At 73.2% G+C, this 24,885-nt stretch carries 19 protein-coding genes; 6 read left to right on the forward strand and 13 right to left on the reverse strand.

Annotation, left to right across the window (positions count from 1 at the left end; translation table 11 throughout):
- Positions 1 to 2: 2 nt before the first annotated feature.
- Complete coding sequence (locus ACIA8R_RS32280; RefSeq protein WP_397041782.1) at positions 3 to 1,760, forward strand: SpoIIE family protein phosphatase; 1,758 nt, start codon at positions 3 to 5, stop codon at positions 1,758 to 1,760.
- Here the strand turns inward: ACIA8R_RS32280 and ACIA8R_RS32285 are convergent.
- Together ACIA8R_RS32285 and ACIA8R_RS32290 are read right to left on the reverse strand one after the other, a co-directional pair.
- Positions 1,705 to 5,244, reverse strand: a complete 3,540-nt coding sequence (locus tag ACIA8R_RS32285; RefSeq protein WP_397041783.1) for a protein kinase — start codon at positions 5,242 to 5,244, stop codon at positions 1,705 to 1,707. The genes ACIA8R_RS32280 and ACIA8R_RS32285 overlap by 56 nt on opposite strands.
- Positions 5,245 to 5,250: 6 nt before the next feature.
- Positions 5,251 to 5,955 carry a TioE family transcriptional regulator gene (locus ACIA8R_RS32290; RefSeq protein ID WP_397041784.1) on the reverse strand — a complete coding sequence of 235 codons (705 nt, stop codon included), beginning with the start codon at positions 5,953 to 5,955 and terminating at the stop codon, positions 5,251 to 5,253.
- Positions 5,956 to 6,032: 77 nt separating this feature from the next.
- Between ACIA8R_RS32290 and ACIA8R_RS32295 the strand changes: the two genes are divergently transcribed.
- Complete coding sequence (locus tag ACIA8R_RS32295; protein WP_397041785.1) at positions 6,033 to 7,217, forward strand: erythromycin esterase family protein; 1,185 nt, start codon at positions 6,033 to 6,035, stop codon at positions 7,215 to 7,217.
- Between the two features lie 2 nt (positions 7,218 to 7,219).
- Here ACIA8R_RS32295 and ACIA8R_RS32300 read toward each other — a convergent pair whose 3' ends face one another.
- The gene (locus ACIA8R_RS32300; RefSeq protein ID WP_397041786.1) at positions 7,220 to 8,299 is read right to left on the reverse strand and encodes an ABC transporter substrate-binding protein; all 1,080 of its coding nucleotides are present in this window, start codon (positions 8,297 to 8,299) and stop codon (positions 7,220 to 7,222) included.
- Positions 8,296 to 8,829 carry a SigE family RNA polymerase sigma factor gene (locus ACIA8R_RS32305; RefSeq protein WP_364091853.1) on the reverse strand — a complete coding sequence of 178 codons (534 nt, stop codon included), beginning with the start codon at positions 8,827 to 8,829 and terminating at the stop codon, positions 8,296 to 8,298. Before ACIA8R_RS32305 ends, ACIA8R_RS32300 begins: the two co-directional genes overlap by 4 nt.
- Before the next feature lie 484 nt (positions 8,830 to 9,313).
- Between ACIA8R_RS32305 and ACIA8R_RS32310 the strand changes: the two genes are divergently transcribed.
- Positions 9,314 to 10,558 (forward strand): hypothetical protein, encoded by a 1,245-nt coding sequence (locus ACIA8R_RS32310; RefSeq protein ID WP_364091851.1) that lies wholly within the window; start codon positions 9,314 to 9,316, stop codon positions 10,556 to 10,558.
- A 21-nt stretch (positions 10,559 to 10,579) separates the two neighbouring features.
- Here the strand turns inward: ACIA8R_RS32310 and ACIA8R_RS32315 are convergent, their stop codons facing one another.
- From ACIA8R_RS32315 to ACIA8R_RS32340, 6 genes are all read right to left on the reverse strand, one after another.
- Positions 10,580 to 11,584 (reverse strand): HEAT repeat domain-containing protein, encoded by a 1,005-nt coding sequence (locus ACIA8R_RS32315; protein ID WP_397041787.1) that lies wholly within the window; start codon positions 11,582 to 11,584, stop codon positions 10,580 to 10,582.
- Between the two features lie 6 nt (positions 11,585 to 11,590).
- A complete protein-coding gene (locus tag ACIA8R_RS32320) occupies positions 11,591 to 12,298 on the reverse strand; it encodes a HEAT repeat domain-containing protein (RefSeq protein WP_397041788.1) in 708 nt (235 codons plus the stop codon).
- 32 nt (positions 12,299 to 12,330) lie between these two features.
- Positions 12,331 to 13,725 (reverse strand): cytochrome b N-terminal domain-containing protein, encoded by a 1,395-nt coding sequence (locus ACIA8R_RS32325; RefSeq protein ID WP_357699493.1) that lies wholly within the window; start codon positions 13,723 to 13,725, stop codon positions 12,331 to 12,333.
- 87 nt (positions 13,726 to 13,812) lie between these two features.
- Positions 13,813 to 14,622, reverse strand: coding sequence for a carbohydrate ABC transporter permease (locus ACIA8R_RS32330; RefSeq protein ID WP_357699491.1), 810 nt, complete (start codon positions 14,620 to 14,622; stop codon positions 13,813 to 13,815).
- Positions 14,619 to 15,470: a sugar ABC transporter permease gene (locus ACIA8R_RS32335; protein ID WP_357699489.1), complete on the reverse strand. Its 852-nt coding sequence runs from the start codon at positions 15,468 to 15,470 to the stop codon at positions 14,619 to 14,621. Before ACIA8R_RS32335 ends, ACIA8R_RS32330 begins: the two co-directional genes overlap by 4 nt.
- Positions 15,467 to 16,783: a sugar ABC transporter substrate-binding protein gene (locus tag ACIA8R_RS32340; RefSeq protein WP_357699487.1), complete on the reverse strand. Its 1,317-nt coding sequence runs from the start codon at positions 16,781 to 16,783 to the stop codon at positions 15,467 to 15,469. Before ACIA8R_RS32340 ends, ACIA8R_RS32335 begins: the two co-directional genes overlap by 4 nt.
- A gap of 180 nt (positions 16,784 to 16,963) precedes the next feature.
- Between ACIA8R_RS32340 and ACIA8R_RS32345 the strand changes: the two genes are divergently transcribed.
- Positions 16,964 to 17,629, forward strand: coding sequence for an SDR family NAD(P)-dependent oxidoreductase (locus ACIA8R_RS32345; protein WP_364091843.1), 666 nt, complete (start codon positions 16,964 to 16,966; stop codon positions 17,627 to 17,629).
- A gap of 7 nt (positions 17,630 to 17,636) precedes the next feature.
- Here ACIA8R_RS32345 and ACIA8R_RS32350 read toward each other — a convergent pair whose 3' ends face one another.
- Complete coding sequence (locus tag ACIA8R_RS32350; RefSeq protein ID WP_397041789.1) at positions 17,637 to 18,695, reverse strand: saccharopine dehydrogenase family protein; 1,059 nt, start codon at positions 18,693 to 18,695, stop codon at positions 17,637 to 17,639.
- 71 nt (positions 18,696 to 18,766) lie between these two features.
- Between ACIA8R_RS32350 and ACIA8R_RS32355 the strand changes: the two genes are divergently transcribed.
- Positions 18,767 to 19,747 carry a helix-turn-helix domain-containing protein gene (locus ACIA8R_RS32355; RefSeq protein WP_397041790.1) on the forward strand — a complete coding sequence of 327 codons (981 nt, stop codon included), beginning with the start codon at positions 18,767 to 18,769 and terminating at the stop codon, positions 19,745 to 19,747.
- On the opposite strand, the gene ACIA8R_RS32360 is transcribed toward ACIA8R_RS32355, so the two are convergent.
- A complete protein-coding gene (locus ACIA8R_RS32360) occupies positions 19,720 to 20,157 on the reverse strand; it encodes a cupin domain-containing protein (protein WP_397041791.1) in 438 nt (145 codons plus the stop codon). The two genes, ACIA8R_RS32355 and ACIA8R_RS32360, sit on opposite strands and share 28 nt — an antisense overlap.
- A gap of 102 nt (positions 20,158 to 20,259) precedes the next feature.
- On the opposite strand from ACIA8R_RS32360, the gene ACIA8R_RS32365 reads away from it, so the two are divergent.
- On the forward strand, positions 20,260 to 23,577 hold the full coding sequence (locus tag ACIA8R_RS32365; protein ID WP_397041792.1) for an AfsR/SARP family transcriptional regulator: 3,318 nt from the start codon (positions 20,260 to 20,262) through the stop codon (positions 23,575 to 23,577).
- On the opposite strand, the gene ACIA8R_RS32370 is transcribed toward ACIA8R_RS32365, so the two are convergent.
- On the reverse strand, positions 23,570 to 24,832 hold the full coding sequence (locus tag ACIA8R_RS32370; RefSeq protein ID WP_397041793.1) for a serine hydrolase domain-containing protein: 1,263 nt from the start codon (positions 24,830 to 24,832) through the stop codon (positions 23,570 to 23,572). The genes ACIA8R_RS32365 and ACIA8R_RS32370 overlap by 8 nt on opposite strands.
- Positions 24,833 to 24,885: the final 53 nt, after the last annotated feature.

Consider the following 24,885-nt stretch of genomic DNA (forward strand, 5'->3'; position numbering starts at 1 on the left):
CCGTGAACGTGCCCGAACCCGATGCCGGGCCGCGCCCGCCGCAGGACGAGCGTCCCCGCCGGCTGGGCGACCTGACCCACGCGGGCGCGTACGTCGTGGACGACCGGGGCCGCATCATCGAGGTCTCCCCGCGTACCGAGGAGCTGCTGCGCAGGCCCGCCGCCGAACTGCTCGGCGGCGACGCCCACGACCTGCTGCACCGCGGCCCGCGCGGCGAGACGTTGCCGCGCAGCCGGTGCGCGATGCGGCGTCCCCTCATCGCCGGCGGCACCTCCCAGGGCGAGCGGGAGTGGCTGGAACGCGGCGACGGCTCCCTGCTGCCGGCGTCCTGGCTGGTCACCCCGTGCGAGCTCGGCGGCGGCAGGGTCGGGGCGCTGGTGCTCTTCCACGACGCCGAGGAGCCCGGCGCGCACGCGCGGGAGCCGGGGCACGAGACGTCGATGTCCGAGCTCGACCGGCTGGCGCTGCTGGCGGAGACCACCACGACGCTCGCCGCCAGCCTCGACGTGGACGAGACGCTGCGCCAGCTCGTCCGCCTGGTGGTGCCGCTGCTCGCGGACTGGGTGGTGGTGGACCTGCTCACCGAGCACGGCGGCGTGACGCGCGCCGCCGTCGTCCACCATGAGGACGGCGTCCTGGTGCACCACGAGGATCTGGAGGGGCCGATGCCCGCCGTGCCTGAGGAGTCGCCGATGCCGCTGTCGCGGGCGTTGCGCGGGGTCACGGCGACGCTGGCCGGGCCGGAGACGTACCAGGTCGCGCCCGACTCCGGCATCGCCGTCTTCCAGCAGGAGCTGTTCCGCAGGACCGGCATGCACTCGGCGGGCATCGCGCCCATCCGCGGCGTGCGCGACGTGGTCGGGGCGCTGACCCTGGGCCGCGCCGAGCGGGCCGGCGCGTTCACCACCGCCGACCTGCTGCTGGTCGAGGACATCGCCCGCCGCGCCGGCCTCGCCCTGGACAACGCCCGCCTGTACGAGCGGCAGCGCCGGGTCGCCGAGACCATGCAGCGCCACCTGCTGCCCCGGCTGCCGTCGGTGCCCGGCCTGGAGATGAGCGCCCTGTACGTGCCCGCCCCCCGCGCCTCGCAGGTCGGCGGCGACTGGTACGACGCCTTCACCATGCCCGACGGCGCCACCGCCCTGGTGATCGGCGACGTGGTGGGCCACGACCTGGAGGCCGCCGCCGGGATGGCCCAGGTCTGCAACATGCTGCGCGCCTACGCCGGCGCCGAGCGCGACCTGCCCAGCACGATCCTCGACCGCCTCGACCGCGCGGTGGTGCGCATGGCGCAGGCCACCATGGCCACCGTCGTCCTGGCCCGGCTGGAGCACGCCGAGGACGGCCGCTGGCTGCTGAGCTGGAGCAACGCGGGCCATCCGCCGCCGCTGCTGGTCGAGCGCGACGGCCGGACCCGCTTCCTGGAGGACGCCCAGGGCCTGCTGCTGGGCACCGGACTCCGCGGCGATCGCACCGACGCGGTCGTCGAGCTGCCGCCGGAGTCCACCCTCGTGCTCTACACCGACGGGCTGATCGAGTCGCCCAGGCATTCCCTGGACGAGGGGCTGGCCCGCCTGAGCCGGTACGCCGCCGCCCACACCCACCGGCCGTTGAACGCGCTCGGCGACCTGCTGCTGAAGCGCGTACGGCCCGACGACAACGACGACGACGTCGCCATGCTGACCCTGCGCGTGCCGCCCAGGGTCACGACCGTCCGCGCCGCGCGCCAGGGCACACGTCGCGGTAGGGCACGTCCTTGAGGTACTGCCGCCACTCCTCCTCGCCCATCGTGCGGCCCGCGCGCTCGCACACCAGGCGGGCCACGGACTCGGCGCCGACGGGGATCCGGATGATCGTCCCCGAGGTGTTGCCCGAGACGTACAGGGTCCGGTCGTCAGCGCTGAAGGCGAGCCGGTCGAGGATGCCGATGGGGAAGGAGCCGATGCGCTCGCGCGAGGCGACGTCCCAGACCTGGACGGTGTACACGTCGTCGAACGTCTCCCCGATGGACCTGCTGATCAGCGCGAGCAGCGAGCCGTCGTGGCTGAACAGCACGGTCTCGACCTGCGCGCGGGCGGCCACGCGCAGCGCGGGCGGCAGTTCGGCCCCCTTGGCGACGTCCCACAGCTCGACCGTGGCCGAGCCGAGGGCGAGCACCTGGGCGGTGGGGCTGAGCGCGATCGCCGGGCCCGACCGGTTGAAGCCGGGGCCGACGGCCTTGCCGGTGCGCAGGTCGTAGGTCTTGCCGCTGCTGGTCACGACCGCTGTGCCGTCGCGCGTGGACATGATGGTGCCCGTGCCGGTGCTCAGCGGGTGCCGGGCGAGCACCCGGCCGGTGCCGGTGTCGAGGACGACCAGTTCGTTGAGCGCGTCCCGCTCGCTCAGCTCCTTCAGCGACAGCACCAGCCGGCCGCCGTCGGGGGTGAACGCCTTTGACACCACGCTCTGCGTGCGCGGCACGGGGTGCCGCCACAGGCGGCGGGCGGTGGCGACGTCCCAGAGGCCGGTCGAGGAGTCCTGGCCGTCGGCGGCCAGCCGTGCGCCCGCCGGGTCGAACAACTGCCCGGCGACGCCCGCGCTGCCGGCCATCGGGACGCCGAGCCGGCGGCCGTCCCACACGCGCACCGGTCCGGCGTCCTTGGTGGCGGCGGCCAGGCGGCCGTCCTGGCTGAAGGCGTCCAGCTCGTAGCCCTGCGGCAGCCGGGACGAGGGCAGGCGGGAGGTCAGGTCGGCGGTGATGGTCGAGTTGTCGAGAAGGTAGCGGACGGTGTGACCGTCGGCCTCCAGCCAGACGTCCTCCGGCTCGCCCTCCGCCCGGTAGAGGGCCAGCTCGTCGCCGTCGTCGGCGTCGAGCAGGTGCAGGGTGCGGCCCTCGACGGCGATCATCCGGCGTCCGTCGGGGCTGAGCCGCAGCCGCCCGTTCAGCGTGTCGTCCAGGGCCGACTCCTGCCAGAAGGGCCGGTCGGTGTCGGGCACCTTCCTGCCGGTGGCCAGGTCGAAGGCCGAGACGTCGCCGTTCGCGCACAGCAGCCGCCTGCTGTCCGGCGTGAACGCCACCACCGGCCCGCACGCCTTGGGCAGGCGGGTGTCCACGGTGAGGCCGGGCAGGCGGATCACCTTCAGCCCGCCCTGGTTGGGCCCGACGCCCGCGACGTACGCCCCCGAGGGTGCGATCACCGGGGCCACGTCCGCCTCCAGCTCGGGGGTGTAGGACGCGCCGGTCCTGGTGTCCCACAGGAACTCCAGGGTGTTCTCGCGCATCACCGCGGCCAGGTTCTCGTTCCCGTCGAAGGTGACGTGCACGCTCGGGCTGCCCTCGCCGACGCGGTGCTCGCGCAGCTTGGCGCCGGTCATGGTGTCCCAGGCGTAGGCCGTGTCCCTGCTGACGACCACCAGCGTGCGCCCGCTCGGGCTGAGTGCCGCCGCCGACGGCAGCGCGTCGAGGCCGTCCGGCCACCGCCAGAACGCGGTCTGCCGCTCGGAGGGCACGTCGTAGACCCGCACGCCGTCCTCGCCGGCGATGGCCCGGACCCGCCCGCCGGCCGCCGACGCCGCGGCGGGGCGGCCCTTGGCGCCGGGGTCGCGGAAGACCGCGCTCTCCGGCATCGTCAGCGAGGACGTCAGGCTGCGCCGTGTGCCGGGGCCGGGGGCCAGCCGCCAGCCGGCCACGCTGAGCAGCATCGCCCTGGCCGGGTCGGTCGTGCGCAGCCGGTCGGCCTCGGCGGCGGCCTGCCGTCCGACCGCCTGGTCGCGCTGCGTCTCCGCCAGGCGGCTCTGCTCGCTCACCTGCCTGCCGCGCAGCACGGCGAGGCCGCCCGCCGCCAGCGCCACCACCAGCAGCCCGGCCAGCGCCGCCGTGGTCAGCCGCCGGCGGCGCACCCGCCGCCTGGTCAGGCCGGTGCCCGCGGCCAGGAAGTCACGTTCGAGCGGGGTCAGCGTGATGTGCCTGCGGCCGGTGGCGGCCCAGGTCAGCGCCTGGTCGAGGCGGCTGCCCTGGAGCAGGTCGCCGTCCTTGCGGCCGTTGTCGGCCCACTGGCGGGCGGCGCCGCTGAGCTGGCCGAGCACGGCGAGGCCGTCGCGGTCGCCGTCCACCCACACGCGCAGCCGCGGCCAGGCGCGCAGCAGCGCGGGGCGCGACAGCGCCACCGCCTCGTCCTTCTGCGTCACCAGGTAGGAGAACACCTGGAGGATGTGCTCGATGGCCCGGGTCTCCCGTTCGGAGCGGCCGGCGAGCAGGTCCTCCTTCATCGCCCAGCGCACGGCCTCGTGCCCGTCGTCGGTGACCGTCACCAGGCGCAGGAACACCTCGGCGGCCAGCTCGCGCTCCTCGGGGGCGAGCGCGCCGTAGGCGTCCTCGGCGATCGTGCCGAGGGCCGGGTCGGCCTGCTCGGGCACGTGCACGCCCCTGGCGGCGCGGCTGCCCGCCGTCAGCAGCCCGCGGGTGTCGGCGGCGTTGCCGCTGACCAGGGCGAGCAGCAGGTCGCGGGCGGTGGGGCGGGCCGCCGGGTCCTTCTCCAGCGCGGCCGACACCAGCGAGGCCAGCCGGGGCGGCAGCCCGCTCAGGTCGGGCTGCGCCGACAGCACCCGGTGCATGACCCCGCCGAGGTTGTCGGCGCGGAACGGGTCCGCGCCGGTGGCGGCGAACACGATGATGGCGCCCCAGGCGAACACGTCGGCGGGCGCGCCCGCCCGCTGCCCGGTGAACACCTCCGGCGCCATGTACGTGGGCGTGCCGGCCACCTCGCCGGTCCTGGTCAGCGACATGTCCATGGTGCGCGCGATGCCGAAGTCGATCACTCGGGGGCCGTCGGTGCCCAGCAGCACGTTGTCCGGCTTGAGGTCCCGGTGGATCACGCCCGCGTCGTGCACGGCGGTCAGGGCGGTGGCGATCGCCGTGGCCAGCCGGTGCAGGTCGTCCCCGGCGAACCGGCGTCCCTGCTCGACCGCGCGGCGCAGGCTGGGGCCCGGCACGTACTCGCTGACGATGTACGGCCTGCTGCCCGACAGGTCGCAGTCGAGCACCCGCGCCGTGCAGAACGACGCCACCCGGCTCGCCGCCGCCGCCTCCTTGGCGAACCGCTCGCGGCTGACCGGGCTGTCGGCCATGTGCAGGACCTTGAGCGCGACCCGGCGGCCTTCGGGGTCGTAGGCGTCGTACACCACGCCCTGGCCGCCGGAGCCGAGCCGTCCGGCCAGCCAGTATTGCCCGATACGCTGCGGTTCCCCGCCGTTCGACGCTTCCACGGCGTGTTAGATGCCCCTTCCGGTGTCAAAGTTCCGCTCATGCAGGTAGGCGTCCAGCGCGGCGGCGCCGGTGAGCATGGCCAGGCCCCTGGACGTGAGCCGGTCGCGCCAGTCGCGGAGCGTCGCCTGAAGGGGCTCGGGGCCGCCCGCCGTGCGCACCTGGTCCAGCACCTGGCGGATCTGCTCCAGCCCGTAGCCGCCGCGCCGGAGCTGGTGGGCCAGCAGCACGTCGCGGACGTCGGCGGAGGTGTAGACGCGGTAGCCGGTGCGCGGGTCGCGCCGGGGCACGGTCAGCCCCGCGCGCTCCCACTTGCGCAACGTCGCCGGCTTGATGCGCAGGCGGCGGGCCAGCGGGCCGATGAACGTGACGCCCGGTTCCAGCTCGCGCGGCGGCGCCAGGTCGCGCAGCGCGCGTTCGACGGCCTCCAGCGTGCGCCGGTCCTCGGCGAGCTGGGCGTGGCCGTCGTCGATCAGGCGCAGCGCCTCCTCGACGCCGCCGCCGTTGACGGCCCGCATGATCGCCGTCGCGGTCGCGTGCCCGTGGGCGGGGATCAACTCCAGGAACGTCCGCAGCGCCGCCGCGTGGCGCGGGGTGTAGACGCGGTAGCCGTGCGGGGAGCGCCTGGACGGCGGCAGGATCTCCGCGTCCTCGTAGTTGCGCACGGCCTGCGTGGACAGCCCGTGCCCCCGCGCCAGATCGATGGGCCGCATCTTGAAGGTAAGCCTTCCCGAACGCCTGCAGTTCGGCCGAAAGCTTACACGACGAGTTCAACGATACGGTTGAAGCCATGACGACCCCGATCCGGGACGCCGCCCAGCCGTTCTCCGGCGGCGCCCTGACCGCGCTGTTGCCCCCCGGCGTCCGCGTCCTCGGTCTCGGCGAGCCCACCCATGGCGTGGAAGCCTTCCTTGAGCTGCGCAACGAGCTCTTCCGTCATCTCGTCGAGCACGAGGGTTACCGGTCGATCGCCATCGAGAGCGACTGCCTGGCCGGCCTGGCCGCCGACGCGTACGTCACCGGCGGCGCGGGCACCCTCGACGAGGCGATGAGCCGCGGTTTCAGCCACGGGTTCGGCGCCTCGGCCGCCAACCGCGAGCTCCTGCGCTGGATGCGCGCCCGCAACGAGCGGCGTCCGCCGCGGGAACACCTGCGCTTCGACGGCTTCGACGCCCCCGTGGAGATCACCGGCCCGGCCGCCCCACGCCCGGCCCTGACCGCCCTGTACGACCACCTCGCCCCCCACCTCGACCTGCCCCTGCCCCACGACGCCCTCGACGCGCTGCTCGGCCCCGACGAACGCTGGACCGACCCGGCCGCCCTCACCGACCCCTCCCGGTCGATCGGCGGCACGCCGGAGGTCAAGGAACTGCGCCTGATCGCCGACGACCTGGGCGTGCTGCTGACCGCGCACGCCCCCCGTCTGGCGGCCGTCACGTCCGAGGGCGACCGTTGGCGGGCCGGCCTGTACGCCCGCACCGCCTCCGGGCTGCTGCGCTACCACGCCGCCATGGCCGACCCCTCGCCCGCCCGCCTCGGCACGCTCATGAGCCTGCGCGACACGATGATGGCCGGCAACCTCGACGCGATCGTCCGGCGCGAGGACCGCCGGGGCCCGACCCTCGTGTTCGCCCACAACCGACACCTGCAGCGCGACGAGAGCCGGCTGTGGTTCGCGGGCGAGCCGCTGCGATGGTGGAGCGCGGGCGCCGTCCTCGCCGCCGATCTCGGCGACCGGTACGCCTTCGCCGCCGCCGGGTTCGGCTCCCGGGGCACCGACGTGCCAGCGCCCGGCACCCTCGAAGGCATCCTGTCGGCCCTGCCCGAGGACCGCGTCGTCGTGGACCCCCGCCGCCTGGCCGGGGCGCTCGACGGCACGCCGGCGCCCCGCGTCCCGGCGGACCACACCTATCTGTCCCTCGACCCCGCCACCGTCCACCAGGCGGACGCGATCGTCTTCCTCAAGGAGATCTGAGCTCAGCCGCCCTTCGCGACGGCCGTCCCGAGGTCCGCCGGGCGGGCGATGAGCCGGTGGGAGCGGGCCAGGTCGGCGATCCGCTGGAGCTCCGCGAGGTCCAGCTCGGCGGGGAAGGAGCCGATCTCGGCTTGTGCCGCCGCCGCCCCGGTGATCTTCGTGTAGCTGGGCAGCGCGTCGCGTACCTGCCGGGGGTCGGTCGCGATCAGGTGTTGCGCCTTGGTCAGCGCGCGCCGGAAGGCCGCCAGCGTGCGGGGGTTCTCCCTGATCCACCGGTCGGTGGCCGAAATGCCGGCGGTGTACAGGTTCGCGAACCCGCGGGTCATCGGGTCCTCCACGATCCGCGCGCGCCCGGTCTCACGGCCGACAGTGACGTACGGCTCCACCAGCAGCGCGGCGTCGACCTGCCCCTTGTCCATGGCGAGGAGCATCTCGGGGTAGGGCTTCTCGACCAGCAGGAAGTCCCGGGACGTGAGCCCGGCTCGCTTCAGCGCGGCCTCCAGCGCCAATGGCCCGAGCCCCGCGAGGTTCGGGATCGCGATCTTCTTCCTCCTGAGGTCGGCCACGGTCCGGGTCCTCGACCTGGGGTGCACGGCGATCGCGAAGCTCCCGGGCGCGGCCCGGTGCAGGCCGGAGACGATCCGGAGAGACTTGCCGCCCTCGTTCATCTTGAAGAGCGAGGCGTAGTCGGTCTGCGCCAGGTCCAGCCTGCCCAGGTCGAGCTCCGGGGCCGCCGCGGCGGCCCCGGAGACGATCTGCGGGACGACCGTCAGCCCCTCCTCCCTGAAGTAGCCCTGACCCAGCGCGACGAACACCGGCGCCGACTCCACACTCGCCACCACGCCGACCTTGACGACGGACCGCTCGGGCGGCTGGGCCGGGCGCACGGCGGCGCGCGGCTCGCCGGGCAGCGCCCGCACGCCGACGGTGGCGGCGAGCACGACGACGACCACCACCACGGCGGCGGCCAGGGCCATGACGTTGCGCCGCCTGCGGTGATGAGCCTCGAACGCCCTGGCCGCCAGGTCGCGCTCCGGCATGTCCTCCGCGATGCGGCCGAGCTGATCTCCGAGCCAGGTCATCGGCGTGCCCCCTCACTGTGGGCCGGGTCGTCCAGGACGGGCAGTCTGGGCCCCAGCTCGGGGGCCAGCGTCCGCAGGCGGGCCAGCGCGTGGTGCGCCTGGCTCTTGACGGTGCCGACCGAGCAACCCAGCAGGTCGGCGACCTCACGCTCGGTCCGGTCCTCGTAGAAGCGCAGGACGAGCACGGCGCGCTGCTTGGGCGTCAGCCGCATGAGCGCCTGGCGCAGCACGATCCGCAGCACGGCGGAGTCATCGCTCACGTACGCGCGGTCGGGCGGCTCGGCGCTCGGCACCTCGTCCGAGCTGCGGCGACGTCGCCACGAGATGTACTGGTTCACCATCATCTTGCGCGCGTAGGCGTCAAGGTTGCCGACGTGGCGTAACCTCGACCACCGCCCGATCATCCGGACGAACACGCTCTGGAGGAGGTCCTCCGCGAGGTGGACCTCTCCGGTGAGCAGGTAGGCCAGGCGCGTCAACGGGCGTTGGTGAGCATCAACGAACGCCCGGAAGGCGGTGTCGCGATCCAACGTCTCTCCTTAGGCTCGATGCCCTCCAGACGCTGTGGGCGTGGCGAAAGGTTGGCACCCGTGAGAAGCGTGTGACGGGCCTCTGCCGCCGCGGTTCATTTATCGGCATTTAATAAATGATGTCGTCAAGGCGCATTCTTCTCGCATGGCGGCGCGCGATACACGCTCGTTAAAGTCGGGGTAACGTCAGGCTCCACGGATTCCCCGACAAGAGGACGAGCCGATGAACTGCGGTCACTGCGACAGCCCCAACCTCGCCGATTCCCAGGTCTGCGCAAATTGTGGCCGCCATTTCCAGCGCGATCGCCCGGCCGCGACAGAGGTGACGCGATATCTCTGCATCGCCATGCTGCTCGATGCGAAAGTGCGTAATTCCACCATTCGTTCCATTCTTCATGACCGGTTCCGGGCCGTCGCCCAGTCCCCCGGCGTCGACCTGGCCACGATGCTCAAATACGGCCTGATGGCCCAAAGACGCCAACGCGTGCGCGATACCGTGCTGGCCGTGCTCGCCCTGGCCACGCTGGCCCTGCTGTCCAGCTCGCTCGTCCTGCTCCCGCTCTTCCTGGCCTGGCTCGTCGTCTTCGTGGAGCTCTACGACGCCTACGAGTCGGTCATCCTGACCAAGCTGACCCGCGACTCCTTCGACCCGGCCGAGGCGCCGCTGCCCAGCTCGCCCGCGCTGCGCGACCACCTGGTCGACATCGCCGACCGTGGCGCCGGGAACGTCACGGTGTTCGCCGACTACTCCCCCTTCGTCGGCTACGGCAGCAGGATCAACAACTGGTCGTTCACCATGAACGTCGCCAAGGCCAGGCCCGGCGAGACCGTCGTGCCCTTCGCCGTCGGCGAGCTCTACGACCGGGTGGCGGCCGAGATCGCCGCCCTCGGCCTGCCCGGTCTCACCGTCGGCGACAAGCTCTTCGTCAACGGCCTCGACCTGCGCTACGAGACCGACCCCGAGCTCCAGGCGGCCGTGCTGCCCGACGCCCTGCTGCCGCCCGTGCCCACGGTGAGCGAGCGGTTCATCCACGAGCTGCGCGACAACCCCCGCACGAGGGCCCGCCCCTACCTCACGGTCAGCGTGACCGGGTGGGAGGGCGAGGTGGTCATCTCGATCTTCCTCCGGTTCGTGCTGCTCGCCGAGAAGGGGATGATGTTCACCGAGGCCGGCTACTCGCTGCTGCCGCCGCTGCGGGAGTCGTACCGCGAGGTCGACCGGCTGGTCAACTGCGCGCCGTCGGAGCGGATGGCCCGGATGGCGCTCTCGGCGCTGGGGCGCACCTTCGCGGGGCTGGTGCTGGCCCTGCCCAACACCCTCGCCGCGGTGTCGGAGCCCAGGAGGCGCAGGCGGCAGCAGAAGGCGAGCATCAAGGCCATCCGCGGCCACACCTTCAACTACGGGGCGGCCTACAACCCGCGCGAGCACGCCACCGACCACCTCTACCACCGCTACTTCCAGCAGCTCGACAAGGAGATGTACGTCAAGGCCGCCGAGCAGCGGATCATGGACGCCGTCGCCGACTTCCTGGAGGAGCACAACGTCGACGTGAGCGACCTGCGCGACCGCCAGACGACCATCCTGAACAACGGCATCTTCGTCACCGGTCAGGCCCAGGTCACCGGCAACAGCATGGCGGTCGGCACGGGCGCGGTCGCGCGCGTCGAGAGCCGCATCCGGCAGGGCCTCGGCCAGGCCGCCGCGGCGGCACAGCGGAACGCGGGATGAACGACCACGGCGTCCGCGCGTTCAGCGTGTGTCGCGGATGCCCAGGATGTAGGTGGCGGTGAGCGCCACGGCGCGGTCGTCGTCGTGTGACAGGTCCGCGAGGGCACGTGAGGCGGTCGCTCCCGGGATGTCGGCGAGCGCCTGCGTCAGCCGCAGGCGCGCGGACGGGTCGGCGGAGCTGCGGGCGAGGCGGTCCACCAGCCCGGCGGCGATCGGGTCCGCCGCGCCCGGACGGCCCGCCAGCCTGCTCAGGGCGTCGGCCGCGTCGACGTCGTTGGTGCCCTCGACGACCATGTCGATGAGCGCCGGGATCGCGTCGGGCACCCCGCGTGCCCCGAGAGCCAGGGCCGCGGGCCGGCGGACCACGACGTCGGGGTCGGTCAGGGCGTCCCGCAGCAGCTCGGTCGCCCGGTCGTCCGGGAGCTCGGCGATCGACCGGACGGCGCGTGCGCGCACCTCGGCCGCCGGTGCGCGCAGGCCCTCCGCCAGCAGCGCCGAGGCGTCGTCGCCCGATCGCGCCAGGGCCCATCGCAGCGCTCCGGCGACGTTCGGGTCGCTCTCGCTCAGCGCCGCCTCGACCAGCGCCTCCACCGGCACCGGAACCTCGTCGGCCGAGGCCAGGGCCGCGCTCTGGCGGCTGCCGGCGTTCTTCGACCCCAGCGCGTGCAGGAGGGCGACGATCTGGAGCACGTCCTCCCAGCCGGCGGGTTCGGCGGCGTCGATCCGGCGCAGCCGGGTGAGCAGCTCCGTCTCGGCCGCGATGCGTTCCCGCGTCCGGCGGATGAGGTCGTCCACGAGGGCCGAGGGAGTGAAGCCGGGATCGTCGAGCGCCCGCCCGACGTCGCGCAGCGACAGCCCCAGCGAGCGCAGGCTCTCGATGTGGAAGATCCGCCGGATGTCCTCGCCGGAGTACTCGCGGTAGCCGGCGCCGCTACGGCCCGTCGGGCGTACCAGGCCGAGGGCGTCGTAGTGCCGGAGCATGCGGGCGCTCACCCCGGACCGCCTGGCCACGTCGCCGATCAGCACAGCCCATCATCCCTCCTGGCCGCCGGCGCCGAGTGCCACGACGCGCTTCGCCTCCTCGATCGCGAACTCGAATCCGGCCTCCGGGTCACGCAGCAGCCGTTCCGTGGCTCCGGCGTGCGTGCGCACGCCGGGGTCGGGGGCGGTCATCGCGGCGCGCAACGCCGGCTCGATCACCTCACCGAGCGCGACCAGCGCCCGGCTCAGGCTCAGCTGCGTCTCACGCCGGCCGCGCCCGAGCTGTGTCGACAATACTGCGGCCAGCGCCGGCTTCTCCTCCTCGGGGACGAGCACGACCGCGGTCCGCCAGGCGCTGCGCGCCACCTCGTCGTCGGCGTCGGTCAGCAGCTCCCGGGTGATCGACGGCCACGCACCCCGGTCGCCGATCTTGGACAGTGTGTGCAACGCCTGACTCCGTGCCTGCGCGCGCTCCGACCGCAGTTCGCCGAGCAGCCTCGGGACCGTCAGCGCCGCCGGATGGCGGGTGAGCGCCCAGGTGAGCATGTCGCGCACGTGGAACTCCGGCTCGACGGCGCAGCGCTCGACGAGCTTGCCGACGTAGCGCGGGTCGGGCGTCGTGCCGACCCCCAGGGCGGCCCGCAGCCGCACCGACGGGTCCTCGTCGGCCAGCCCCTCGAAGGCGCGGGACACGTCCGCATCCTGTTCCTGCCTGGTCATCGCGACCACCTCCTCGGCGACCAGTGAAGACCTTGTCACAGTGTCAAGGTCAAGCGGGCTCACCTGTCCGGTCAGTCGCGCGGCGCGGTGACGGCCGGCTGCCGCTCGGGCTCCACGCGCATCGGGCGTTCGTGGAACCCGCCCCCCGCGCTCCGGACGATCACGCCGCTCTCCGGTCCGTGCTCCAGGACGTGCCGGTCCTGGAGGCCCAGGCCCAGGCAGAGCCGGTGGGTCAGCCAGAAGGCGACGACCGGGCCGACGATGACGGCGTACCTGAAGAAGACGGTCACGGCCTCCACCGAGAGCTGGAACTGGTGGGCGAGCTGGTCGTTGGCCGCGGCGGCCCACAGCAGCCCGTAGAAGGCGACCCCGGCGGCGGCGACGGCGGTCTTCACGGGCGCCTCGCGCGGCCGGTCCAGCACGGCCGGGCCGGTCCGTTCGGCGGCCAGGCGGCTCGTGCTCTTGGGCCGGCCGAGCGCGTCCCGCCGGTGGAGACGCCGCAGGACGACCTGCTCGCCCAGCGGGTAGCCGGCCAGGACGGTGAAGAACACCCCGGGCACCACCAGCGTGGGCACCAGGACGGCGAGGCTGAGCGTGTACCCCCCGATCGTCAGCTCCCAGCCCGGCATGATCCGCAGGGCGCCGTCGAGGAAGCCCATGTACCAGTCGGGCACCGATCCGGCCGAGATCTGGCCGGGGCCGGCGGGGCCGTACAGCCATATGGGGGCGATCTGGAAGGTCAGGCCGAGGATGACGAGCACCCCGATGGTCGCGCCCGCCATCAGCGGGCGGACGCCCGCGCGGGCCGGCGCGGGCGCGGCGAACCGCGAGTGCCCGTGCCGCCGCACCAGCCATTCGCGGGCGGCCAGCAATGCGACCATGACCAGCGGGATCACCAGCACGTGCGCCCAGTACAGGGTGGGGATGATGGCGTTGCCGGGAAAGTCGGCGCCGAAGAGCAGTTGCGTGGCGTACGACCCCACGAAGGGGACGGCCAGCAGGACCGACCGGATCAGCCACACGCTGCCGCCGGAGAGCATGTCGTCGGGCAGGATGTTGCCGGTCTCCCCCGCGGCCATCCCCAGCGCCAGCAGCGTCACCCAGATCAGCCACTGCCGCACGCGCGGCCGGCGGAAGGCGCCGGTCACGAACATCCGCAGCAGCTGCAGCGCGACCGCCGCCACGAACACCAGCGCCGACCAGTGGTGCACCTGCCGGACGAAGAGCCCGCCGCGCACCTCCAGGCTCAGCCGCATGGCCGAGTCGAACGCCCTGCTGACCGGGACGCCGCTGAGCGGCGTGTAGACGCCCTGGTAGAGCACCGGGGACATGTCCGGGTCGAAGAACACCATGAGGAACAGCCCGGTCACCACCAGGACGGCGAAGGACCAGATCGCCACCTCGGCGAACATGAACGACCAATGACCGAGCCCCGACGACAGACGTTTCCGTACCGGTGAGCGCATCGGACCCTCCTCGTTTTCGTCTCGCCTTCAAGACGGGATACGCGGGCGAGACGTGACGCCGGGGAGGGGTGAGTTACGTCATAGACCTCATCCCTTCACCGCTCCGCCGAGCAGCCCGGAGACGAACTGCTTCTGGAAGACGAAGAAGATGAGCATGAGCGGCAGCGTGGCCAGCAGCGCGCCCAGCATCAGGCCGGAGTAGTCGACGCGGGTCAGCCCGGTGAGGTGGCTGAGCGCGACCGGCAGGACGTACTTCTCCTCGCTGGTGAGCATGAGCAGGGGCCAGATGAAGGAGTTCCACTGGCTCATGAAGGTGAAGATGACCAGCGCGCCGAGCTGGGGCCGGACCACGGGCAGCACGATCCCGTAGAAGATGCGCAGGTCTCCCGCCCCGTCCAGGCGGCCGCTCTCGATGAGCTGGTCGGGGAAGTCGAGGAAGGCCTGGCGCATGAGGAAGATGCCGAACGAGTTCGCCAGGAACGGGACGACGATCGACTCGTAGGAGTCGACCCAGCCGATGCTGGCCATCATCTGGAACAGCGGCACCAGCAGCACCTGGAACGGGATCATCATCGTCGCCAGGATCACCGCGAGCAGCAGGCCGCGCCCGCGGAAGCGGTACTTGGCCAGGCCGTACCCGCCCATCGCGCTGACCAGGACGGACAGCGCGGTGTAGACGACGGCCGTGCCGAGGCTGTTGAGCACCACGCGGGAGAAGCCGATGGTCTCCTCCAGCGACCTCAGGTTGTCCAGCAGGGCGTCGCCGGGCAGGAACGGGGGCGGGCTGCGGAACAGCTCCCTCGTGTCGTGCGTGGAGGCGACGAACATCCAGTAGAACGGCGCGATGCTGATCACCGCGCCGGCCGCCATGAACAGCCAGAGCAGCAGGCGTTTCATGACTTCTCCTTCCCGAACCACCTGAACTGGGCGTAGGAGAGCACCCCGATGAGCAGCACCACCACCCACGCCATCGCCGCCGCGTATCCGAAGTCGAACTGCTTGAAGCCGACCTGGTAGAGCAGCAGGATCGGCGACGTGGTCGCGTCGTCGGGGCCGCCGTCGGTGAGCAGCTTGTTCTCGTCGAACAGTTGGAGCGTGCCGATCGTGGAGGTGATCGAGCAGAACAGGATCACCGGCTTGAGCTGCGGCACGATCACGCTGACGAAGGACCGGAACGGCCCGGCCCCGTCGATCGAGGCGGCCTCGTACTGCTCCTTGCCTATGGCCTGGAGCCCCGCCAGCAGGATGATCATGTTGTAGCCTGTCCACCGCCAGGTGATGGACGCGATCAGTGCCACCCGGGCCCAGGCCGGGTCGTCCAGCCAGGCGATCTCGGCGCCGAGCAACTGGTTGACCATGCCTCCGTCGGTGCGCAGCAGCACCCGGAAGACCACCGCATAGGCCACCAGCGTCGTCACGGCGGGCAGGAAGTACGCGATCCGCAGCGTGGCACGGAAGCGCAGCCACGACTGGTTGAGCACATACGCCAGCGCCAGGGCCAGCCCGATCATGATCGGCACCTGGACGACCAGGATCAGCCCGACGTTGACCAGGGACTGCAGGAACCTGTCGTCGTGCAGGAGGCGCTGGTAGTTCTCCAGGCCCGCCCATTCCGTCAGGCCGTCCTCGGTGCGCTGGAGGCTCTGCAGCAGGCTGGCCCCGAGCGGGTAGGCGAAGAAGAGCGCCAGCAGCGCGGCGGCGGGTCCCGCGAAGATCCAGGGGACCAGACGGCGCCGAAGGATCATGCGATCTCCCGCTTCGTGGCGGACGCGATCTGCTCGGCCGCCTCGTCGAGCACGGCCTTGGGGTCCTTGCCGCCCACCACCGCACGCTGCAGCAGCTTCTTCAGCAGCTCGCTGGCCTCGGCGTCGTCGTCGCTGGACTCCACGGCCGGGATGTTCCGCACCTGGTCGGCGAAGATCTTGTTGACCGGCTGCCCGTCGAAGTACTCGACCGGCTCGGAGAAGTACGGGTCGGCCAGCGCGGGCAGGTAGGCCGGGAAGAGCGACTCCTGCTTCATCATCGACAGCTGGCTGTCCTTGTTCGCCGTGACGAACTCGACGAACGCCCATGCCGCCTGCTGGTTCTTCGTCTGGCCCGTGACCGCCAGCATGGAACCGCCGTTGGCCGAGGTGCGCACCCCGCCCGGCTCGAACGCGGGCAGCGGGATCACGCCGAACTTGCCCTTGAGCTCCGGCATCTCCGACACCAGCGTGCCGGTCCACCAGACGGCGGTGGGCGCGACGGCCGCCTTGCCCTCCTTGGTGGCGGTGACCCGGCCGTCCCAGCCCTGCTCGTTCTGGAGCAGGCCCTTCTCGTTCAACGTCTTGATCACCGTCAGCGCCTTGACGGCGGCGGGCGTGTTGACCGCGACCTTGCCGTCCACGAACCTGCCCTGCTTCTGCTGCTGCAACAAGGTGGTGAACAACGGCTCGCTGTTGCCCAGGTCGGAGACCATGAGCTTCTTGCCGGTCTTGGCCTTCAGCGTCTCGCCGGCCTTGATCAGGTCGTCCCAGGTCTGGATGTCGTCGGCCTTGATCCCGGCCTGCTCGAAGTAGTCACGCCGGTAGAACAGGCCGACGGGCGCGGAGTCCCACGGCAGCGCGAACAGCTTGCCGCCCTCGCCGGAGGCCGTCTGCCACTTGGCCGGGTCGAAGTCGGCCTTGAGCTTGCCGGCGACCGGGCCGAGGTCGGCCAGCCCGTTGGGGAAGTTCTTGGCGTAGCCGGCGACCCGCTCGTCCTCCAGGTGCACGACGTCGGGCAGGCCCGTGCCCGACTGCATGCCGACCGTGACCTTCTCGTAGATGTTGTCGTAGCCGACGTCGATCACGTCGACCTTCACCTTCGGGTGCAGCTTGGTGAACTCGGGCGCCAGGCGCTTGAGCGCGGTCGCTCCGACGTCGAACGACCACACCTTGACCTCGCCGGACAACTCGGCGGAGGTGGAGGCGGCAATCGTGGGGGCCGGCTTCTTGGCCGTGCCGGTGCCGCCGGTGGCGCATCCGGCGGCGAGAAGACCGGTGGCCAGCAGCCCGGCCGCGATTGTGTGGATCTTCACGGTGACCTCTTGCATCTGTAACATGTCACACTCTGAATACTGAGTGCTGAGTAACGTACGCTGAATACGCTTGATGCACCAGAGGTGAAATCGAACCGTTCCCGATGGATGCGGCCCGGCGTCCGCGATGGCGGGAATCCGGTTGCCTTCCGCACCCGAGGTTCGCGATGATCGGCCGGCATGGGGAACGTGCTGCTGACCGGGGCCACCGGAGGCATCGGGCAGGCCCTGGTCGCCGCCCTCGGCGAGGCCGGGCACCGGGTGATCGCCGTCGGGCGCGACGTCGGGCGGCTGGAGGTCCGCGGGATCGAGGCCGACCTGGCCGACCCCGCGTCGCTGGCCCCCGCGGTCGAGGCGCTGGCGGAGGAACTGACGGAGATCCGCGCGGTAATCCACTGCGCGGGGATCTCCCCCGTCGAGGCGGTCGCCGAGTCCGGCCCCGACACCTGGCGGCGCACCATGGCGGTGAACGTGGCCTCCGCCGCCGAGCTCGTCCGGCTCACGCTGCCCGCGCTGCGGCGCTCCAAGGGTCACGTGATCTTCGTGAACGCCTCCCCCGGGCTGACCGGCGTCCCGCGCTGGTCGGCGTTCGTGGCCAGCAAGGCGGCGCTGCGCGAACTGGCCGACTCACTGCGGGAGGAGGAGGCCGTGCACGGGGTCCGGGTCACGACGGTCTTTCCGGCGGCGACGGCGACCGACCTGCTGGGCGAGGTCAGGGCCGCCTTCGGGCGCCCGTACGACCCCGAAGTGTGCATCCGGCCGGGGTCGCTGGCCGCGATGGTCGTCTGGGCGCTGAACGCGCCGCCCGACTCCTACGCGTGCGAGCTGTCGGTGGTGCCGGGCTGAAGCCCACTCAGCCGGTATGGGCCGGGACGTCCAGCTCGACCACGATGTGGGGTGACAGCGCCCGCAGGAAGTCGGCCGCGTCGAAGATCTTCCCCGCCGAGGCGACCCCGGCGGCCCTGGTCCGGCCGGTGAGGACGCGCTGGACGGCCTCCACCGCGAGCGGCGCGGTGACGGCGTAGATGTCCTGGCCCCGAGCCACCGCCCGCCGTTCCTCGGCTCCCGAGCGCACGACCACGTCCACCACGAACGGCTGCGCCGACCGTCCGGACTCGTCGGCCGCGACCGGGGCCGGGGTGTCGGGGCTCGCCACGTCCGCGGCCGCCTCGACGGTCATGTACGTGCGCACCTCGGGAACGTCCAGGTGGCTCGGGACGGTCACGATGTCGGCCATCGAGAACTCCGCGACGACGTCGCGCGTCCCGGTCGGCTCGGGGAAGGACCACTTCTCGGCCGGCGCCCGGTCGTCGCGGTACTCCAGCCGTCCGCCGGCGTGGCGGACGCGCCGCCCGCCGCGCCGCTCCCGGGAGACCCGGCCCGCGACGCGGGTGCCGGTCGTGGGGTGCCAGCTGTCCAGGCCGTAGGCCACGTGCACCTGGTCCGCGCCGGTCCAGTCGCCCATCGCCGCCGTGACCAGCAGGTCGCCCAGGCCGCCGTAGAAGGCCATCGCGGGGACGATCACCGCTCCCGAAGCCCCGGCGCGTTCGGCGAACAGCTCGAAGGTGTCGACGTTGGCCTCGATCTCGGCGGCGACGTCCACGTACGGGATGCCGGCGCGCAGGGCCGCCTCGATCACGGGGGCGGCCGTGACGGCGAAGGGCCCGGCGCAGTTGATCACCGCTGCCACGCCGTCCAGCGCGCGGTCCAGCGACGCGGGATCGTCCGCCGACGCCTGCCTGACCTCCGCTCCCGGGGTCGACTCCGCCAGCGTCCTGAGCGCGTCCCCGTTCCGGCCCGCCAGGACGGGGACCAGCCCGCGCCGCAGCAACTCCGCCACCACGAAGCGGCCCGTGTGCCCGTACGCGCCGTAGACCGCCACCGTGATCTGGTTCATGTCCGCATCAGTCATGTGGACATCCTGGCGATCCCCGACGGTTCCGCACGAGCGTCCGGAACGACGTGATGCGTACAATTCCGGACGTGAGTACGGTCGCGATAGCCGTCGCCGACGGGATCCTGCATTTCGAGCTGGCCCTGGCCTACGAGCTGTTCAGCTCGCCCCCGCCCGTCCCCGTCGATCGGTGGTACGAGCCGGTGATCTGCGGGGCGGGCCCCGTGCGGGCCGACGGGCGGTTCCTGCTCGAACCCGACGCCGGGCTCGACCTGCTCGTACGGGCCGACACCGTGATCGTCCCCGGCTGGGCCGAGGTGGACGTCGAGCCGCCGGCCGACCTCGTCGCGGCCGTACGCGCGGCGCACGGGGCGGGCGCGCGGGTCGCCTCGCTCTGCACGGGCGCCTTCGTCCTGGCCGCGGCCGGCCTGCTGGACGGGCGGCGGGCCACCACCCACTGGGCCCACACCGACACGCTGGCCGCCCGCCACCCCCTGGTCGAGGTCGATCCGGACGTGCTCTACGTGGACGAGGGCAGCGTGCTCACCGCCGCGGGCAAGGCCGCCGCCCTGGACCTGTGCCTGCACCTGGTCCGCCGCGACCACGGCTCGGCGGTCGCCAACACGATCGCGCGCCGCCTGGTCGTGGCGCCGCACCGGCCCGGCGGCCAGGCCCAGTTCGTCGCCACGCCCGTACCCGAGCCGCATGGCCACCCCCTCAGTGACCTGCTCGCCTGGACGGGCCGGCACCTGGACCGGCCCCTGACGGTGGAGGACCTGGCCCGCCGGGCGAACATGAGCTCGCGTCACCTCGGCCGCCACTTCAGGTCGATGACCGGCACCACCCCGCTGCAGTGGCTGCTGACCCAGCGGATCCGCCGCGCCCAGGAGCTCCTGGAGACCACCGACGACAGCGTGGACGCCATCGCCGAGGCCACCGGCATGGGCACCGCGGCCACGCTGCGCCGGCACTTCAACCGCACGGTCGGCCTGCCTCCGGACGCCTACCGCCGCACCTTCCGCGCCCGCCGGACGACGCCGGGTCAGCGGTCGGCGGGGTGGAAGTCGTAGGGCTTGGAGTCGTACACGTAGTAGACGCAGTCGGCGCCCGGGGCGCACTTGCCCCAGTGCTCCGCCTTCGACGGGTAGTACAGGTAGTCGCCCGCGCCGATCCGGTAGGTCTTGTGGCCCTTCACGTTCCAGAGCATGACGCCCGAGACGCCGACGACGTGCTCGGGGCTGGTGTGCCAGTGCGGGTCGAAGGGGGTGCCGGCCTTGAGGGTGAACATGGCCTCCGAAGGGCCGGTCCTCGGGTCGCCCTTCAGCTGGACGTACGTGCAGCCCTTGAGCCCTTCGCAGGGCGTGCCCGTCTCCTTGTGGGAGTGGTGGACGACCTTGCCGGGGGCCGAGTCGGCGTACGAGCTGGGGGCGCCGAGCACCATGAGGGCCAGCGCGCCGGCGGTGATCACTTTTTTGAGCATGTCGATCTCCCATTAAGTGGACCGTGGTCCGAATGTCCGCAAGCTATCGGACTGTGGTCCGCTTCGTCAAGCGATCCTCCGGCGCGTGCCAGACTCCTGGTCATGGCGGATGCGACCGGGCCGGGCGGCGGCGACGACGGGCCGGTGCGCGTGGGCGTCCTCGGTCCCCTCACGCTGGTCACCGCCGACGGCCCGGCGCCGGTCGGCGGCGCGCGGCTGCGGGTGCTGCTGGCCAGGCTGGCTCTTGACGCCGGGCGTGCCGTCCGGCCGGAGACCCTGGCCGAGGCGCTGTGGGACGAGGCGCCGCCGGAGGCCCCCTCGCACGCGCTGCAGTCGCTGGTGTCCCGGCTCCGGCGCGTCCTGGGGCACCCGGGGCTGGTCACCTCAGGTCCGGCCGGGTACCGGCTGGCCGTCGAGCCGGACGCCGTCGACGCCGTGCGGTTCGAGCGGCTGGCTCGGGCGGGGCGGCGTTCGTCCGCGCGGTCCCGGCCCGCCGAGGCGGCCGCCACCCTGCGGGAGGCCCTGAGCCTTTGGCGCGGTCCGGCGCTGGCCGACGTGCGGGCGGCGCCGTTCGCCGCCGCCGAGGCCGAACGGCTCGAACGTGCCCGGCTGGCCGCTCTGGAGGACCGCGTCGAGGCCGACCTGACGCTGGGCGCCGACCTCGACCTGGTCGCCGAGCTGGAGTCGCTGGCCGCCGCGCACCCGTTGCGCGAGCGCCTGCACGCCCAGCTCATCCGGGCCCTCGCCCTCAACGGCCGGGGCGCCGAGGCGCTGGCCGCCTACCAGCGCATCCGCGGCCTGCTCGCCGACGACTTCGGCGGCGACCCCGGACCGCATCTCCAGGCGGCCCACCTGGCCGTCCTACGCGGCGACCTCCCCGGCCCCCACCGGCCGCCGGGGCCGTTCGGGGCATCCGCGGCGTCCGGGCCCTCCGGGACGTCGGGGCTCTCCGGGGCGTCGGGGGTGTCGCTTGCTCGGCCGTCGCGTGGGAACCTCGATGTTCCGCTCACCAGCTTCGTGGGCCGTGACCAGGATGTGCGCCGCGTGATCGGCCTGCTCGGCCGCGCCCGGCTGGTCACGCTGGTCGGCCCTGGAGGCGCGGGCAAGACCCGGCTGGCCAACACGGTCGGCCGGCGGCTCACGCCGTCCGGTGGGGTGTGGTTCGTCCCGCTGGCCGCGATCGGCCCGGATGACGTCCCCCGCGTGCTGCTCGACCTGCTTCGGGCGCGCGAGGAGGGCGCGCCCCCGCGCGGGGCGCCGCTGGACCACCTGGCCGAGATCCTCGCGGACGACGACCTGGTCCTGGTGCTGGACAACTGCGAGCACGTGGTCGAGGCCGTCGCCACGCTGTGCGAGTCCCTGCTCGGCCGCTGCCCCCGGCTGCGGGTGCTGGTCACCAGCCGCGAACCCCTGCGCATCGGCGGCGAGACCCTGCACCAGGTGCTCCCGCTGGACCTGCCCGAACCGGGCGCGACGCCGGACCAGGCCCGGTCCAGCGCGGCCGTCCGGCTCTTCCACGACCGCGCCGCCGCCGTACGGCCCGGCTTCGCCCTGGACGGCGGCCCGCTGGCGGCGACCGTCGAGATCTGCCGCCGCCTCGACGGCCTGCCGCTGGCGATCGAGCTGGCCGCCGCCCGGCTGCGCGCCCTGCCGGTCGAGGCGGTCGCGGCCCGGCTGGACGACCGGTTCCGGCTGCTCACCGGCGGCAGCCGTACGGCGCTGCCGCGCCACCGCACCCTAGCCGCCGCCGTCGCCTGGAGCTGGGACCTGCTCGACCCCGGCGAACGGGCCCTGCTGGAACGCCTGTCGGTCGTCCGCGGCAGCTTCACCGAGGACACGGCGGAGGCGATCGGCACCGCCGGCACGATCGGCGACGCGAAGGCCCCCGGCGCCGCTGGGGCGGTCAGCGGTGCGGGGGACGTGCCGGAGCTGTTGGCGGCGTTGGTCGACAAGTCGCTGCTGCACCCGGCCGACTCCGCCGACCCGGCCGAGCCGCGTTACCGCCTGCTGGAGACCATCCGCGAGTACGGCCTCGACCGGCTGGCCCGGCGCGCCGAGGTCGCCGCCGCGCGAGACCGGCACGCCCGGTTCTTCCTGCGGCTGGCCGAGACCGCCGACCCGTCCCTGCGCACGTCGGACCAGCTTCGCCCGCTCGCTCGCCTGTCCGCCGAACGGGACGACCTGGCGGCCGCCATCCGCTGGACGGCCGAATCCGGCGACGCCGAGCGGGCCGTCCGGTTCGGCGTCGCGCTGAGCTGGTTCTGGCTCCTGCGGGACTTCCCGCCGGAGTCGCTCGATCTGCTCGGCCGGGTGCTCCAGGTCACCGGACCGGCCGATCGGCAGGCCCGCGCGCTGGTCGCCGCCGCCCACGCGATGGCCACCACCGAGGCCGCCGTCCCGGAGGAGGCGGACGCCGCCTTCGACCGGATCAGGACGGCCCTGGCCCAGGTCGCCCCCGGGGCCCATCCCATCGTCGAGATGGCCCGTCTGGCGCTCGGCATAGCCGCCAAAGGCGACCACGTCGTACCGGAAGACGGAACGGATCGGTGGAGCCGGTCGCTGGCGCTGCTGGTCGGGGGCGTGCTGGCCATGAACACCGGCCACCTCGACGAGGCGAGGGACGCGCTGGCCCGCGCGCTGGACGGCTTCGAGGAACTCGGCGAGCGGTGGGGCCTGGCGATGACGCTGAGCGCCCTCGGCTCGGCACTGATCCGGTCCGGCGAACCCGCCACCGCCCCCGCCCTGGCCGAACGCGCCACCCGGTACTTCCGCGAGCTCGGCATGCCCGAGCACACCATGGAGAACGAGGTGGCCGCCGCGCTGCACCGGGCCGAGTCCGGCGACGTGGACGGCGGCCGGCGGCGCCTGACCGGCCTCCTGGACCAGGCCGGGCGGAGCGGGTCGGCGGAGTCGCACACCCAGGTGCGCCTGGGCCTGGCCCGGCTGGAGCTGGCCGCCGGACGACCGGCCACGGCCCGCGAACACGCCCTGGCCGGGCTGGCCGCCGCCCCGCCCGGCCGTTCCACCACGCCACCTCTGACCGCGCTGCTGCTGGGCGTACTGGCTCAGGCGGACCTCGCGGAGGGATTGCCCGACCGCGCGGCCCGCCGGCTCGACCATCCGGCGGTGCGCCTGACGCTGACCTGGCACACGCCGGTCGCGGCCGCGACCGCGGTCGTGGCCGCCGCGATCGAGCTGTGCCGCGATCGCCCGGAACGGGCGGGACGGCTGCTCGGGGCCGCCACCGTGCTGGGCGGCTGGACCGGCACCGGCGCCGCCGACGCGCGACGGCTCGCCCGGCAGGCAGAAGCCGCGCTGGGCGCCGACGGGTTCGCCGCCGCGCACGCGGACGGTGCGGCGTCGTCGCGGGCCGGGGCCGAGGGGCTGGTGACGGCGGTCTTCGCCGCGCCGCTCAGCTAGCGCCGGGTACGGGCTTGCCGAACATCGTGCAGGTCACGGCCATCTGGAGCGCCTGGGCGGCCTTGGCCAGTTTCGGGTCGCCCCCGAACTCGGCCCAGTACTCCGCGCTGATGAGGACGGTCGCCGTGCGCTTGCCGGTTCGGTCGGTGAGGTTGGTGGTCAGGTAGCCGGGCATGCCGCCGTCGTGGCCCCAGAACGTGCCGCACGGATGGGCGCCGGTCTGGATGCCCAGCCCGTAGCCGGGACCGTCAGGTTCGCGCGGGTCCATCGGCACGGTGGTGCGGAGCTGGGCGAGCTGGGCGGCGGGCAGCAGTTCGCCGGACATGAGCGCGGCGTGGAAGCGGGACCAGTCGCGCGTGGTGGACACCACCGCCCCCGCCGGGCCGCCCCACCCGGGGTCGTGGCCGGAGACGTCCACGTGGCCGTCGTGGCGCGGCCCGGCGAGCCGCCGGAACGCGGCGGGCACCGCGGGCGGCAGGTGGGCGGCGTCCGGCTCGTAGCCGCGGGCGTGGGGGCCGCGCCAGGCGGGGCCGGTGGCGTAATAGGTGTGATCGAGGCCGAGCGGCCGGGCGATCCGGTCTCTGAGCAGGTCGGCCAGGCTCGTCCCGGTGACCTTCTCCAGGACGGCGCCGAGCGCGGCGTAGCCGGTGTTGCTGTAGGACCACTTCGCGCCGGGCGCGAACAGCGGAGCGTGTCGCACCCCCACGGCCAGCAGTTTCTCCGGGGTCCACCGCCGCCGGTCCCTGCCGAGCATCGAGGCCCGGAGCGCCGGGTCGTCGGTGTAGTCGTACAGGCCGCTGGTGTGGTTGAGCAGCATGCGCAGCGTGATCGTCCCGCCGCCGGGCACCTTGCCGGGCAGCCACTTGTCCACCGGGTCGGTCAGGGCGAGCCGGCCCTCGCCGACGAGTCGCAGCACGAGCACGGCGACCATGGTCTTGGTGTTGGACCCCATGCGGAACTCGTCCCCGGCCTTGAGCACGTGGTCGCGTGCGGTCCAGGCGGCCTGCTCGGCGATCTCGACGGGCCGGCCGCGGCCGTCGTCGACCCGTACGATCACGCCGGGCGCCCCGGCCGCCACCACGTCCCGCGCCAGGCGCGACAGCAGGGCCCGCGGGTCTTCCCCGGCCGGCCGGGCCGTCGCGGCGGCCGGGAAGAGCGCGGCGACGGCCAGGCTCCCGACCGGCGCCGCGGCCGTGAACGCGCGCAGCCACCGTGGCCGCGCCGCACGACGGGACGGGACATCACATGGGTACATGAACCGGTTCCTCCTGAGCTGGGTGACGCGAACGCCTCCACCCTCCGGCCCCT

The sequence above is a fragment of the Nonomuraea sp. NPDC051191 genome (assembly GCF_044455665.1).
GTDB lineage: Bacteria > Actinomycetota > Actinomycetes > Streptosporangiales > Streptosporangiaceae > Nonomuraea.